We start from the raw sequence: 13,705 nt of genomic DNA, 5'->3' as shown, positions 1-13,705 counted from the left end.
CCGCTCACCTCCAGCGCCATCAAGCGTTCAGCCGTAAAGCTGATCATGTCGCGCAACAAATCGCTGTCGGAGGTCTTTTCAACAAGCCCTTTCAGGGCCATCATATCGTTGGTCATCGGTGGTCTTTCGTCTCTGGAATGAGTGTAGGAACCCAAACCATATCCGAAAATCACTGATGGCCAACCCCGCTTCGCTGAGGCTCGCTTTGCCCTTTGGACGGGCAGCGAGCCTAGCGCTACGCTCTCACCCAATTACACCACGCTGTGGGATACGACCTTCGCGAGTTCCGAAAATCACATTTGAGTCAGCGACAGCGGATCTTGGTATAAGCGGCCGTTAAAGAGTGTTTTTGCATTTTGGGGACAAACTCTTCTAGCCTGCTCTTTGCGACGACGAACGAAAACTTGCCAGCCTGTACGACAAAACGTATTTCGTTATGCAGGAACATATAAGAGCTGACGCGGGGAAAAATGGCTAGGAAGTTGTATTTTGCGATCAGCATTGCTTTTATGATGATGGCCTCATGCACGAAAGCGCCGGCTACAGACACGAATGACGACGCAAAATCGAGCATGCCTGCTGGTTATCCCCACCCGTTCACCATGTGGAATACAGAGGTTCAAAGCATACATTCCGAAATTCTCAATAGAGATTACGAATTATTTGTAGCGTTTCCAGATTCTTATAAAGAAAACACGTCAAAGCAATATCCGGTTATGTTTGTGACCGATGCGGAATACGCGTTTCCTCTAACCCGAAGTATCACCCGACGCGTTTCAAATCATGGAGATGATTTACAAGAGTTCATTCTTGTTGGCTTGGCTTACTCTACCGGTGACACACCGTCATTCAGTCGAAAGCGGGACTACACTCCGACTCCTAACGGGGACCACGACCCATCTGACATGCCAGGAAAAAAGTTTGTTTTTGGAGAATCGCGTGCGTATGCGGCGTTTATAAAAGACGAAGTCTTTCCGTTTATTCAGAAAAATTATCGCGCTGACATGTCGCATAAAATATTTGTCGGGCATTCATACGGCGGTTTGTTGGGCATGGATATAGTATTAAGTGACCCAACAATGTTTCAATACTATATCATTGGTAGTCCTTCATTATATTACGACAATTTTTACATGAAAAAGAGGGAAGCTGATTATGCCGCGACCCATCGTGATTTGCCGGCCAACATTTATATGGCGACGGGTGGATTCGAGGCGCCTGGCCCAACTAAGCGCAACTCACGGCGATTAGATATGGTGAAGGACATGCAGGATATGGCTTCGTCTCTTAAATCGCGCAATTACCCCAATCTGCATCTTACCGCAGAGCGTATAGACGATGAGGATCATCTCACCGTCTTTCCATCGACTATTACAAGGGGGCTTTTCTGGTCCCTGCGAACCGAAAAAGCGAAACATTAGGCGTTGGGCCTTGGCGATTGACGGTTCATTTTTTAGCACACGATTTCCGCCTGAGCGAACTTAAGTTTGGAAAGCATCAAGGGGCAAGGTCGACCAGAATGCCAATTTGGAGGGGCATTTCTCGAGGAACATCAACAAGACGTCAACGCCTTGCGATGGTGACCTTTATGGAAACCTGGCGGTATTTAGGTGCGACCTCTTCTTCTGGCATCATATCTAGCACGGGCCGACCGTCCGCCGCCCAATGTACCCGACGAACCCTGGTATCACGGCCATTGCCACCGACACCGTCGCCCCAGGTATGGTAGACATAAGTCAAATTGCCGTCCGCATCTTCAGCGAATGAACCATGCCCTGGCCCTTGTTCATAAGTCAGGTAGTCACGCGTGCCCGTCGGCATGGCGGTGCTTTTTTGCAGTGGTGCTTTCCACTTGCGCCAGGAATTTATATCGGTCAGGTCCGCGCCTTCTTCGGCCCACATTCCGCCAACGACATAGGTCGGGCCTACCTTCGAGCCGGAATAGGCGAGATAGATGCGGCCCTCATGGAAGAACGCAAAGGCGCCTTCGGCAAGGTTTTCCTCAAACGATAGGTTTGGCGCAATAAGCGGCTGTGGCTCAGACGTCAAGCGCGCCGGATTTGCCGGATCAACCTTGGCGATCCAGGTCAGCGGGTCTCCAATATTTCCGGTTTCGGTTATGTAGCGCTGAGACCAAATGTAGTAGCCTTGCCCCTTGATATCGAAATAAGACATGTCGAGGCTGATGTTTCTGCCAAACTCTGTCCGTCCCAGCGACGCGCCGTTTGCACGGCGTACGGCGGCAGGCTTCGACCAGTCGGCCCGCTTGGCCGGATCACCGCCTTCGCGCAATTGCATCATGTGCGCTTCAACGGTAGACCACAATCCGTCCTCGTTTGACTGGTCATCTTTGGAATTGAAGCAGGGGGCGAATAGGATGGTCAGGCGGCCGCCTATTTCGTGGAGCTCCGGTGCCCAATAGCAGCCGGCAATTACGCGTCCCTCAAGCGTACGATCCTTGTACACTCTTCGATTCAAAAGATCGATTTCGCGGTTGCCTCCGCCATTAGCATCGGCCAACGCTTCGATACTATTGGCAACCCGCAGCGGCAGGTGGGGCGAGTTAACATTCTGATTGTCTGTGTCATCCGTCGCCGTGAAGAGGTACCGGGTGATGCTGTCTTGCGCGTAGCGATAGATGGTCGGATCGGCGCGGTTATAGGCGAAAATCCGAGGGTAGGGTGACTGGCGAACGGTCCCGGTGACTGTGTAGTTACCCGGACGCGCCTTTTGAAGGCGCTTCAAGACCGTCGGGTTCCAATCGACTTTACGCGTGGTTATGGATCCGTCGGAATAGTCAAGCTGCACCTTTGCGTCTGCAATGGCGGCGATATCTCCACGTTTGATCGTCAGCGGGGCCACACGGGCGCCGACATTGACGATCCGCCCGAAGCGGTTTTCCAGGGCGGAGGCGAGTTGAGGGGATATGGCTATGCCCATTGGCGCCTCGGCATCCGGCAGGTTCGCGGCGGACGGCGGCGGGAGAACGTCGCTAATTTTTCTCAATTGACTTGTGCGAACCACACCAACATTGCCTTGCGACACTATTCGAAGGCGACGACCGTTGTTCTCAGGATTGAATGCAGAGCCACGAAGTTCGGTTCGCGCCAGATCGGCGACGGTTGTCCATTTCGCAGCGCCGGTGCTACTCCTCCAATACACCAGATAGCGCTTCGCGGCGGAATCCCAGACGGCTTTGGGCGCCACGACGCCGTCGCCCGTCCGAAGATCGAGAAAGCCCAATTCCGTGAAGTCGGCAGGGCTCTTGGGATCAGATTTGAACACTAGGGCGCCGGAGGCGTATGTCGGATCTAAGGCACCTGTCATGTCTACCCGATTGGCGATGACGCCCAGGCTGCCATCGGAAAAGTAAAACAGCGAGGGGTTTGACAGACCACGCAGCGAGACCTGATCGACGCCAACATAATCGCCCGATGGGAAGAGAACGCCGTAGTTATCGTTGAGCGGCTTAAGATCGCCTTCAGCCGTTCCGATAGCCAGATGTAAACTGCGAGCGACAATTGGTTGGTTCGCTTCATGCGCCGATGTTGGGCTGCGGGTGTACGCGGCCAGAAACCTGGCGTCCTTTCCCAGCAGGGTTAGATCGAAGCACTTGGTGATCGTTTTTCCGTCAGATAACCTGACCATACCGGTGAGCTTCACGGAAGCCGGAGCGGTCTGGTCATTGATGAGAGCGCCTTCGATCAGCTTGGCACCGTCGGCAGTCCAAAGGACACTGAAACCAGCGGGGGCAGGCAGGGGAGTGCCCGAGGACAGCACCGGCGGCACCACCCAGGCATCAAAAATTTCCGCGGCTTCGGCTTCACTCGCATTAATCTGAGGTGCCTCAGGGGATTTGGTCCCCCACTTAGCCAAAAGCGCATCACGCTCCTTAGCGGTGATCGCCAGAACCGAGCCATGACGCGGGTGAGCCGGTAGGCGAAAATTCGGCGGGTACGTCCATTTGATCGGTGCGTCGAGGGCGTTTGTGCCAAGGGGAATATAGCCGATGCCCCCAAAATGGTCGACCCAGAGGTAATATTTGAAGCCACTGGTGTCTCCCTTGTTGGCGATGAAGGCGCTGGGGCCCTCGACCTCGGGCGTGCCGGCATTGCGGCCTATGCAGCGGTCGACCAACGACCAAGCCCCCGACTCTGTGGTTGCGCGCAGTGATTTGGATCGTTGCGCCAATATGTCCGGGGATGGGCAGCCCTTGGCATCGGTAACCTTGGTGAAGCGATAGTAGTACTCGCCATCCTTCATGACGCTCGAATCAATCATGCCCTTGTCCTTGAGCAGATCGGGCAGATCGGAAGCCTTGAACCACGGCTCGGGCTCACCAAAGGTGCGGAAGTCGCGGGTAATTGACGTTAGGATTTGAGGTCCGTTGTCGTCCTTGTGCGTACGGGCGTCGTCAAGGAACATGTGCGACGTCCAGTAGACCACATAGGCATCAATCGTCGGATCGTACATGGCTTCCGGTGCCCAGGTCATGCCGGCGTTGGGCTTGCTAACCTTTACGTGGCGCTGCTGACCCCAGTTTATGAGATCGGTCGATTCCCAGATTTCGAGATAGGAGCTGCCTTCATCTGTTGCCTTGCTCCAGCCACTGCGGCCGGCGGAGAGATCGGTCGCTAGAAGGAAGAAACGATCGCCTTCGGCAGACCGCATGATAAACGGGTCGCGCAGGCCCAACGTACCCGTGGCGGATTCCAGGATCGGTTGGGCGTCGTTCAGATCCTGCCAGTTCAGCGCATTATTTCCCTCAGACACGGCAAAACGAAGCTTTTCACCATCGGGCGTGTCTCCGGCGAAATAAACGAACATGTAGGCTTCGTTTTCGGCCGACGTCCGGGGTTTGGCGAGGACCGTCACCTTGATCGGAAAACTTACCGGTTTTTCTCCCGGCACGTTGATAATCGCCGTCAGACGAACAACCTTATCCTTAAGGCCACGTTTAACGGTCCCCTTGCGAATGATATCTTTTCCAAAACCTCGATCCGTGTCGGTTATCGTCGATCGATCTGAAGATCGCCAGATGATTGACACGTTTTGCGCTCCGTTAACCGCACGAAGAGCTTCAATGTCCGTGCCTCGCTCAGGAAGGGTCAGGCTTCCTCGCGCAGGCCCCTGCAGAGCAGGCAGGGCTCGGACAGCGTTGACGGCTAACTTGGTGAGGTCGTGCTGGCTATTGGGGGCCGCGTTGCTTTCCACGGCCCAAACTGACCCTAATATTCCCGCAAGAATTGGTGTCGTTACGGCATTCAGATTGGCCGTCGCCAAAATTGTGAAAGCGGCTGTTAGCAAGCGTTTCATGGTAAGAGCTTCCTGCAGGTGGCGACCTGATTATATTGTCTGACTTTATAATAACTGCGTATAGGCTCGCAAAGGTGGCGTCAATTGCCTAGAGTGGGGACGAGGGGAGCCAGCAGCCTCCCTTTGGCGTTTTTGTCGGTCTTCCGCCAACTCTTGCAATGGACTTGACGCTTTTCCGGCCCTGAAGAAACAGGATTCGCACTTGGCCAATCACGTCTTCGCAGGTTAAGACTGCGGCGTCTGCAAGGTCACGCAGTGGAAGTTCAGACCATATATTTCCCCGAAGCTCGGTAAAATGGCGCAGTGACATGATGAAATACAACAACGGGATCAATCGCAGGCAGCTAATGGGTTATGCAGCCGTCGGCGCGACAGCTGCGCTGAGTGGCGGCGCATGGGGCTGCCCGACGGCAGTACCGGATACGCGGCTGCCCGACGGCACAAACTTCGCGCTATGGGAACAACCGCTCAGCTTCTCGAAGACCTATTATGTCGACAATACCTTGGCCGTCGCCGACGACGACGGGCCGGGCGATCAAGCGCGCCCCTTCCGTACGGTCAACCGCGCTGCTCAGGTGCTACAGCCGGGTGAACGCGTCGTTATTGCCGCTGGCACCTACCGCGAATGCGTGCGGCCGGCACGCGGCGGCGATGCACCTTCACGGATGATCAGCTACGAGGCCGCCCCAGGCGCCAAGGTCTATATTAAGGGCTCAGAGATCCTTACGGATGGCTGGCATCAGGAAACCGTCTCCGTGGCCTTTCGCCCGCCTGGCAGTCTTGCCTCACCCGAAGACGGTGTGACCACTTGGCGCCATAACCTTGACGGCGCACTGTTTCCCGACGCCTATAACCCCTTTGCCCTGCCAAGCCTCATGGGCCAATGGGCATGGCTAAATCCGGCCAAGGTCGATATGGGGCCGTATCTGCGACGCCGGGGCCTGGTGTTTGTCGACGGAAAGCCGCTGGAGCCAGTGGAGCAACTTCGCGAACTGGCCGCGCCGGCCTTGCGGCCCTTTCCGGATTTCACGGTCGAGCCTGTGCCGCAGAATGGGCTACCCGCCCGGAGGCGTGGCGGCCCGATCATGCAGGAGATCGGCGGCGTGCCCGATTCCCGGATCTGGGTGGATCCGTCTGGCACGGCGATCCAGATCCGTCTCGCGTCCGGGACTCCAGCCGACCATGTGATCGAGGTGACGACCCGTCAGCATGTCTTCATTCCGGCAAAAAGCGGGCTGAGCTTCATCCGGGTCAAGGGTCTGACGTTTCAACATGCTGGCAACGCCTATCCCTTTCCGCAATACGGCATGGTCTCGCTGGCTGGCGGCGACCATTGGATTCTGGAGGACAACACTCTGGAATGGGCCAACGGTCTCGGCCTCGCCATCGGCTTCGACGGCGATAGCGCCGGGGCGCTCAATGCCGGAACGTCACAGGTCGTCCGCCGCAATTCCATCCGTTATTGTGGCGTCGGCGGCATCGGCGGCATGGGCACCCTTGATACCTTGATCGAAGACAACCTGATCGAATGGTGTGGCTGGGCAGACGCAGAGCGCGGCTGGGAGGCGGCTGGCGCCAAGTTTCATCGCGCCCGAAACATGATGTTCCGGCGCAACGTCGTGCGCCACATGCGCCATGCCAATGCCGCGTGGTGGGACAGCGAAGATTCCAATTGCCGAATCACCGGCAATATTTTCGCCGATGTCCTTACCGTCAGCGCCGCCGTGCATCTGGAGATGAATAGAGAACCGAACCAGATCGACAACAATATTATCTGGGACGTTCGAAATGCTGAACCTGGCACGCCTGGTCAAAGGGGCTGCGCGGGATCCGGCCTGTTCATCAACGCCACCGATCAACTGATTGTAGCGCAAAATCTGATCGGCCGATGCGACAATTCGGGTGTCTTTGCCATCTTGCGTCCAGATCGCGCCGGTAGCGGGCAGGGGCGCGACAACACCATAGCCAACAATATCTTCGCCAGGTGCGGCTCCTCTGCCATAGTCTTTCTTGACCCTAAGAACACGGCCGACGGCAATGTTTTTGTGGACATGCCGGCGCGGTTCCTCGGGTATTACCAAGGCGATGCAAAAACCTATCTCGACCTGGCGGCCTGGCGTACAGCCTATGGCTGGGACCGCACGTCTATCGAGGCCGAGATGCGGGTCGAGTTCGACCCCGCTACCCTTCGTCTCACCCTGTCGAGGGTCCGCACCCTGCCAAAGATGGCCACAAGCAACCACATACAAAGCGACCTATTGGGTGTGCAGACGGGCGCCACGCGGGTTGCAGGACCGCTTGCCAATCCGTCCTCAAGGGAATCCTGGATGGTTGATCCTCGACGGAGAGCCTGCATTTAGCAGGGTGTTGAGACGCTGTTGCTAGCCTTGGCACTCGGTTTCATACGCCTCTTCCCAACAATAGTTTCGGTAAATGAAATAGTGTAGTAGTTACGTTGGTTGCGTGCCCCAGCAGCCGGCCTTTATGGCAATAAATCAAATAGATAGATGATTCACAAGGCAACTTTTCTGCGTCCGAAATCCGCCCACAGCTACCGCATAGCTACCAATTGAATCAAAAAGACACACTTGGATAATTGCAAACAATGGCGGATGATGGAGTCGGCTGGTGGCCCATTTCGGTCGTTAGGGCGCCGCTCCGGGATTCCAAAAAGCTGCCATACGCGGTAGTGACCTAGTCACGATTTTATGCCCCTTTGTGGTCTACCCCACGTGATGACGGCAGCTACCGAAAACACTCCCCCCGGCAGAGCTAAGACCGCCTCACGTCGCCGGCGCATAATTGGTATCGGTAAGTATAGCTTCTCTCTATCCCTTGGCGTCCGCCAGAATCATATCGGCCGCGTAAAGCCCCGCCGCCATGGTGGGTGCGTTGGTGTTTCCCGACGGGATTTCCGGGAAAATCGAACAGTCCACCACGCGTAGCCCGGCAACGCCGCGCACGCGGAGACGATGATCGAGAACAGCGTCTTCATTGGCGCCCATCGCTGCGGTACCAACGGCATGATAGCCGGACTGACCCAGGGTGCGGGCGAGCTCGATAATCGCGCCGTCGGTCTGTGCCTGAGACGTCAGCTCGGTCTCGCCTTTCACCATTGGCTCAAACGCCTTCTGCCCCATGATCTTGCGGATGGCGCGTGTGCCGGCGACAAGTCCAGCACGGTCTTCTTCCCGATCGAGCCAATTTGGGTCGACCAAGAGCGCAGCGGCCGGATCCGCAGACTGAACCAGCACGCTCCCTTCGCTCTGCGGACGCAGATAGTAGGAATAGAGCTGCATGCCCGGTGCTGTTTCGAAGCCAATGCCAGCAGCGCCGATGACATAGGAATAGGGATTGTACATGATCTGCGTATCGGCGCGGGCCGCATCCGGCATTGCCTTTACGAAGGCAATTGCCTCCGCTGCGCCGTAGGAGAGCGGACCCTTTCCGCCGGCAAAATGCTTCAACGCGTTGGCGATGAGCCGCCATCCGGCAAAATCGCGGTTCTGACTATCCTGCCAGTGCTTGAGCCGAAAATTGATCGGAAGTGTCAGGTGCTCGCGCATCTTGCGGCCGACATTGGGGCTATGTAAATGCACTGTGATGCCGGCTGCCTTCAGTACCGCGCTGTCGCCGATGCCAGAGAGCTGCAGGATACGCGGACTGGCCAAGGCCCCGGCACAAAGGATCACCTCACGTTCCGCGGCGTAGCGAACCGGCTGCCCATGGGAGATGCCGGATATCCCGGTGGCCTTGCCATCGACCATTTCGACATTGTCGACCCTTACATTGGTCATGATCGTCAGGTTTGACCGGTTCCTTGCAGGATCGAGATAGGCGCGGGCAGCGCTGACGCGTTTGCCGTGGCGGTCGATGTTCCACTGAGCGTAGCCGGTGCCTTCGAGCGTCGGCCCATTCTGGTCCGGCTTGACCTTAAGGCCGGTCTGACGCCCAGCCTCTATAAAGGCCTCAGCCAGACGTGTGGGTTTGGGGTTGGTATTGATCTCGACCGGACCGCCGGCACCGCGATACTCATTGGCACCGAGCTGATGATCTTCCAACTGGCGCAGATAGGGCAGCATCGTCGCCCAATTCCAGCCTTGCAGCCCAATTTGCTCGAAATGATCGTAGTCTTCCTTGCCCGCGCGCACCCAGACCATACCGTTGATGGCGCTTGAGCCGCCAATCATCTTGCCGCGAATCCAGGTTTTGTCAGGGCCGAACGTGTCTTTCTGCACAGGATAGAAGAAGGCGTTGGCAGGATCGGAGATCAGCTTGCCATAGCCCTTCGGCAAGAGGCTCAACCAGCCTGCTTCGCCACCCTCTTCAAGCAGCAGCACTGTATGCTTGCCATTTTCGCTCAGCTTGGCAGCAATCACCGACCCGGCACTGCCGGACCCAACGACGATGTAATCGAACTTTCTGCTGGACACGGCCACGACCTTTTCAAATTAGAATTATTCTCTAGATATATCATCTAGATTCGATTGTCTACATGGCTTAGGACGTCTGCGCTTTCTTCGCCCGGAAACCGGGTGTAGAGTCTACTCAGACAACAAGGGCGACTATGAACGCGAAGCAACTTCGATCACCCCGACAGACGCGCGGCATCCTGCGGCGCGATACCATACTGGATGCAGCCGCCAGCCTGCTTCGCGAGATGGGGCCCGGCGCGGTGACCATGCAGGCCGTCGCCCACCGAGCGGGCTCGTCAACCGGTTCGATGTACCATTTCTTCAAGGACCGCGAAGAATTGCTCGGGGGCCTAGCTGCCCGTCATAGCGAGGCGCTGATGGCCATATTGGGGCCAACTTTCGCGGCAGACGACCTGTTTTGGCAGGACTTGACGCCAGAGCGTGTCATTGATGCACTTTTTGGCAGGGCCATCCTCTATTACACGAGCCACCGGGATGCACTCGCAACGCTAAAGCTTGTGCCAGTTGCCGAGGTGAAACAGTTCCAAGCTCTGGTGAGTCGTGTCATATGTCTCCGACTGGGCTCGGAAGCCGGCCCCGCAGCAGCACGGACGTTGTTTTCACTATCAACCGGCACGCTACACTTCCTTCACGACGCGGAGGATGAAAATCTCGAAGAGATCGCCGCCAGTATCCCGGATGCCCTAGCGTCCTATCTAAGCAGACTTGAGGGCAGGTAGACGAGGGTCTAATCGGACAAGTTGGACATCCCGCCTGGGTCACCGGACGGAAGCTTCCGGAAAAATACAAAAGTAGGCCGAATGGCCGAAATGGGGGCGTAAAGCGGACGCGCTGTCGCGAAAATCCTGCAGACTGTCCAAAAACTCCGGCTAGATTTGGTCCGCACCTCCAAGGGGTCAATGTTCGGTGCTGATTTGACACTCCCACCTTTGTCAGGAGCCAGGCGGCGTGTCCACATGCCCACACCGAACGTCACGACGCTCAGAGACGGTCCGTTCCAATATAATCGGCAGCACGGCCGCGACGCCGGAGCGGAGCGGCCGTGCTGCAAAGCGGTTTCTCAGTTTCAGACTTCGCCGGTGGCAGAGGCCGCTTGAGACGGTGCATAGGGAGACGGTGTCTTGCGGCCTGTATTCTGTGTCAGGAAAGAGGTCACGAGCACCACCAGACCAACGACGGCAGGAACCGCACCGCCATAATCGGCTGCGTTGAGGTGCGCCGACAGCGCGAGCAACAGGTGGTAGAGCATGCCAGCATAGGCAAGATCGCTGAGAGCGACGCTGACGCGCGAGACGATGGCCGCCACACCCAGGAGCTTTACGGTGATCAACAAGGGTACCAGATAGGGGGGGAAGCCAAGTGTTCCAAGAAGCTGACGCACGGTGTCGCCTTGAGTTACGTAGAAGGCCGCCGACATCAGGTAGAGGGCGCAGAGCAGCGTGGTGCTGATCCAGTAGGCGTATTTGCGGATCATGATCTCTTCCTCACGCGCTGTAGCCCGCGAACACGTCGCGGAACGTCTTTGTGTTGCCGACGAAGGCGTTCACCATCTTGTCCGGTGATCGGGAAACACCGACCACGTCCGCGCCGCGCCTCAGGAGTTCCGAGACAACAGCTCTGCCGAGCTTTCCGCTCGCATCGCTCACACCGATTTTCATATCATTATCCTTCTACGAACATTATGTTCGTGACGATGATATCGAAACCGGATATCTGCGCAAGAACGCACATTCGCGTGCATCACGCACAGAATTGTTCGTATTGGGGGCCGCCATGAACATCACAATGCAGCCCAATGAGGGGCTGGCCATCACAGAATCGGACAGTGTCCACGAGCACGCCCACTGCCGGGCGATGGGATACATTCTCGACCGCATTGCGGACAAGTGGACGATCATGGCGGTTGGCGCCCTGTCCCACGGTCCGATGCGCTTCAATGAGATCATGCGCAAGATCGGCGGCGTGTCTCACCGGATGCTGACATTGACGTTGCGGAGTCTTGAGCGGGAGGGGTTGGTCACCCGCACGGCTTTTGCGACTATTCCGCCGAAGGTAGTCTATGACCTCACGGATCGCGGACGCTCCCTCCTGGACCCGCTGACAGCGCTATCGGACTGGGCGCATGAGAACCGCGCCGCCATGGAAGTTGATCGAGCCCGGTATGACCGGGAGCAAGGTACGCCGTCAAAGTGATGGCTGTTGGCGCGCCTTTCCCGCCCGCTTTTCGCCTGGTGTTGCCGAACGAGTAAACACCGAGCTCGAATGTCCGTACGGAAAACATGTGTTTTACGACACATTGAATTTTTGTAATTGCAGCGTCGGTTGACAACTCAAATTCCTGAACCATGACTTAGATATCTGGCGACCTTCAGGCCAGATCAAAATAGGGGGATGCAATGACATCACGCCGTCTGGTGCTGGGCTGTCTTGTGGCAGCGGGTATAAGCCCAATAATGCAACCCGCTCTTGTGCACGCTCAGGCACCCGAAGCCACCATGAACACGCAAAAGTTCGAATTCGTTTCGGCTGGAAACCTGCTGTCCGGCTTTGTCGACACCCCGGCGGACGGCACCGCGAAAGCCCTGATCATCATAATCCAGGGCTACGGTGAAACGGACGTGGCAGGGCGCACATCCTACTACGATCTGCGCAGCCATTTTACTCAGCTAGGAATCTCCACCGTGATCTGGGATAAGCCGGGCTGTGGCCAAAGCGCGGGCAAATTCGATGCCGACCAGCCGGTGGAGAGCAGCGCAGCCGAAGTGCAGGACGCCATCCGCCAATTGCGCAAGAGTCCTATACCGGGTGCGCACAAAATCGGGCTTTGGGGCCTAAGCCGCGGCGGCTGGATTGCGCCGCTTGCGATCGCGCAAGACCCCGACATTGCCTTTTGGATTTCGGTGAGCGGCACGGACGACAAGGAAAACTTCCCCTATCTCCTGGAATCCAATCTGCGCATCGAGGGACGGACAGAGCCGCAGATTAAACAGTTGGTCGGCGAATGGAAACGCGGCTTCGAGATCACGAGCCGAGGCGGCAGCTACACCGATTATTTGGCGGCGACCCAAAACCTCCGCCGCGATCCGTTCATTGTTTATCTCTCCGGCGGCAAGGACGAGGACGTTGAGTCGTTTGAAATGGCCAAAGCACAATTCTTAAGCGGCGCGTTTCAGGTCGATAAAAAAACCGGCCTTCAGATCTATGTAACCCATTTCCGAGAGATGCTCGCCCGCGTCAACATGCCCGTCCTCGCCATCTTCGGTGAAAAGGACAGAAATGTGGACTGGAGAAAAACTATGGCGCTCTATGCAAAGACGATCGGCAAGAATCGGCGCGCCAGCCTGAACATTCGCGCCTTCCCGGATGGCAATCACAATCTCCAGCAGGCCGCGACAGGGGGCTTTCGCGAAATGATCGAGATGAAAGAGCGCCATATGTGCGATGGCTATTTTGAAGCCATGGAGACTTGGTTGCGAACGAACGTGCTGACCTGAACAGACCGTTCGTGTTTTGTCTTCTTATGCTACAGTTTCGCACACTTCGTTAGTTCTGGTCTATTCGTCGATCCTCGCCCGTAAGCCAGATTGCGAGTTCTGCGGCTTGCGACAGAGGACGCCAATCAGCGGCATTGCGCAGCGGAACGTCGAGTTCGTCGCGCAAGTCTAAGGACAGCATGAGGGCACCGTGCCGGCCGAACATCACCGCATGGATCGCGCCAGCCGACTTCAACGCGCTGACACGCCGTGTCGGTTCGACATCAGCCCGGCCAGATCGTTCGCGAAATCCGCAGACTGCAAATGACTTCGCGGTAATGTTCTTGAGATAAGTGAACATTATGCGCTTTAAAATTTGCGCCGACGGGGTTGTCATTCCTCGGCTTGTCGAGGTGGACAGCGACTTTGGCTTCGATCACCTCCGCTGCACCTGATCGCACAGCGGAAACGATAGCGAAG

At 56.7% G+C, this 13,705-nt stretch carries 11 protein-coding genes; 5 read left to right on the top strand and 6 right to left on the bottom strand.

What is annotated here, in order from left to right; translation table 11 throughout:
- Window positions 1–304: 304 nt before the first annotated feature.
- Entirely contained in the window at window positions 305–574 is a 270-nt protein-coding gene (locus B060_RS27830) for a hypothetical protein (RefSeq protein ID WP_018083737.1), read from the bottom strand.
- On the opposite strand from B060_RS27830, the gene B060_RS25420 reads away from it, so the two are divergent.
- The gene (locus tag B060_RS25420) at window positions 573–1,421 is read left to right on the top strand and encodes an alpha/beta hydrolase (RefSeq protein WP_023447440.1); all 849 of its coding nucleotides are present in this window, start codon (window positions 573–575) and stop codon (window positions 1,419–1,421) included. The two genes, B060_RS27830 and B060_RS25420, sit on opposite strands and share 2 nt — an antisense overlap.
- A 142-nt stretch (window positions 1,422–1,563) precedes the next feature.
- Here B060_RS25420 and B060_RS0120745 read toward each other — a convergent pair whose 3' ends face one another.
- A complete protein-coding gene (locus tag B060_RS0120745; protein ID WP_081606968.1) occupies window positions 1,564–5,316 on the bottom strand; it encodes a family 43 glycosylhydrolase in 3,753 nt (1,250 codons plus the stop codon).
- A 347-nt stretch (window positions 5,317–5,663) separates the two neighbouring features.
- On the opposite strand from B060_RS0120745, the gene B060_RS0120740 reads away from it, so the two are divergent.
- Complete coding sequence (locus tag B060_RS0120740) at window positions 5,664–7,676, top strand: right-handed parallel beta-helix repeat-containing protein (RefSeq protein ID WP_018083734.1); 2,013 nt, start codon at window positions 5,664–5,666, stop codon at window positions 7,674–7,676.
- 468 nt (window positions 7,677–8,144) lie between these two features.
- Here B060_RS0120740 and B060_RS0120735 read toward each other — a convergent pair whose 3' ends face one another.
- Window positions 8,145–9,749 (bottom strand): GMC family oxidoreductase, encoded by a 1,605-nt coding sequence (locus B060_RS0120735; RefSeq protein WP_031221283.1) that lies wholly within the window; start codon window positions 9,747–9,749, stop codon window positions 8,145–8,147.
- Between the two features lie 134 nt (window positions 9,750–9,883).
- Here B060_RS0120735 and B060_RS0120730 point away from each other — a divergent pair, with 134 nt between their 5' ends.
- On the top strand, window positions 9,884–10,471 hold the full coding sequence (locus B060_RS0120730; RefSeq protein ID WP_018083732.1) for a TetR/AcrR family transcriptional regulator: 588 nt from the start codon (window positions 9,884–9,886) through the stop codon (window positions 10,469–10,471).
- Window positions 10,472–10,818: 347 nt separating this feature from the next.
- Here B060_RS0120730 and B060_RS0120725 read toward each other — a convergent pair whose 3' ends face one another.
- Both B060_RS0120725 and B060_RS27825 read right to left on the bottom strand, forming a co-directional pair.
- Window positions 10,819–11,226: a DoxX family protein gene (locus B060_RS0120725; RefSeq protein ID WP_018083731.1), complete on the bottom strand. Its 408-nt coding sequence runs from the start codon at window positions 11,224–11,226 to the stop codon at window positions 10,819–10,821.
- 10 nt (window positions 11,227–11,236) lie between these two features.
- Entirely contained in the window at window positions 11,237–11,410 is a 174-nt protein-coding gene (locus B060_RS27825; protein WP_018083730.1) for an SDR family oxidoreductase, read from the bottom strand.
- Between the two features lie 115 nt (window positions 11,411–11,525).
- On the opposite strand from B060_RS27825, the gene B060_RS0120715 reads away from it, so the two are divergent.
- Window positions 11,526–11,945, top strand: coding sequence for a winged helix-turn-helix transcriptional regulator (locus B060_RS0120715; protein ID WP_031221284.1), 420 nt, complete (start codon window positions 11,526–11,528; stop codon window positions 11,943–11,945).
- Between the two features lie 302 nt (window positions 11,946–12,247).
- Window positions 12,248–13,246 (top strand): alpha/beta hydrolase family protein, encoded by a 999-nt coding sequence (locus B060_RS0120710; protein WP_018083728.1) that lies wholly within the window; start codon window positions 12,248–12,250, stop codon window positions 13,244–13,246.
- Between the two features lie 49 nt (window positions 13,247–13,295).
- Here the strand turns inward: B060_RS0120710 and B060_RS0120705 are convergent, their stop codons facing one another.
- Window positions 13,296–13,586, bottom strand: a complete 291-nt coding sequence (locus B060_RS0120705; RefSeq protein ID WP_155847929.1) for a hypothetical protein — start codon at window positions 13,584–13,586, stop codon at window positions 13,296–13,298.
- Window positions 13,587–13,705 lie beyond the last annotated feature (119 nt).

It is taken from the genome of Asticcacaulis benevestitus DSM 16100 = ATCC BAA-896, assembly GCF_000376105.1.
Classification (GTDB): domain Bacteria; phylum Pseudomonadota; class Alphaproteobacteria; order Caulobacterales; family Caulobacteraceae; genus Asticcacaulis; species Asticcacaulis benevestitus.
The sequence above is the reverse complement of the archived record's forward strand: the minus strand, read 5'-3'. Positions and strand labels throughout refer to the sequence as shown.

Excerpts from the sequence above, each read along its gene's own strand:
- B060_RS25420 (WP_023447440.1), top strand. The coding sequence starts at position 573 with ATGCCTGCTGGTTATCCCCACCCGTTCACCATGTGGAATACAGAGGTT.
- B060_RS27830 (WP_018083737.1), bottom strand. The coding sequence starts at position 574 with ATGCTCGATTTTGCGTCGTCATTCGTGTCTGTAGCCGGCGCTTTCGTG.
- B060_RS0120745 (WP_081606968.1), bottom strand. The coding sequence starts at position 5,316 with ATGAAACGCTTGCTAACAGCCGCTTTCACAATTTTGGCGACGGCCAAT.
- B060_RS0120740 (WP_018083734.1), top strand. The coding sequence starts at position 5,664 with ATGGGTTATGCAGCCGTCGGCGCGACAGCTGCGCTGAGTGGCGGCGCA.
- B060_RS0120730 (WP_018083732.1), top strand. The coding sequence starts at position 9,884 with ATGAACGCGAAGCAACTTCGATCACCCCGACAGACGCGCGGCATCCTG.
- B060_RS0120725 (WP_018083731.1), bottom strand. The coding sequence starts at position 11,226 with ATGATCCGCAAATACGCCTACTGGATCAGCACCACGCTGCTCTGCGCC.
- B060_RS27825 (WP_018083730.1), bottom strand. The coding sequence starts at position 11,410 with ATGAAAATCGGTGTGAGCGATGCGAGCGGAAAGCTCGGCAGAGCTGTT.
- B060_RS0120715 (WP_031221284.1), top strand. The coding sequence starts at position 11,526 with ATGAACATCACAATGCAGCCCAATGAGGGGCTGGCCATCACAGAATCG.
- B060_RS0120710 (WP_018083728.1), top strand. The coding sequence starts at position 12,248 with ATGAACACGCAAAAGTTCGAATTCGTTTCGGCTGGAAACCTGCTGTCC.
- B060_RS0120705 (WP_155847929.1), bottom strand. The coding sequence starts at position 13,586 with ATGTTCACTTATCTCAAGAACATTACCGCGAAGTCATTTGCAGTCTGC.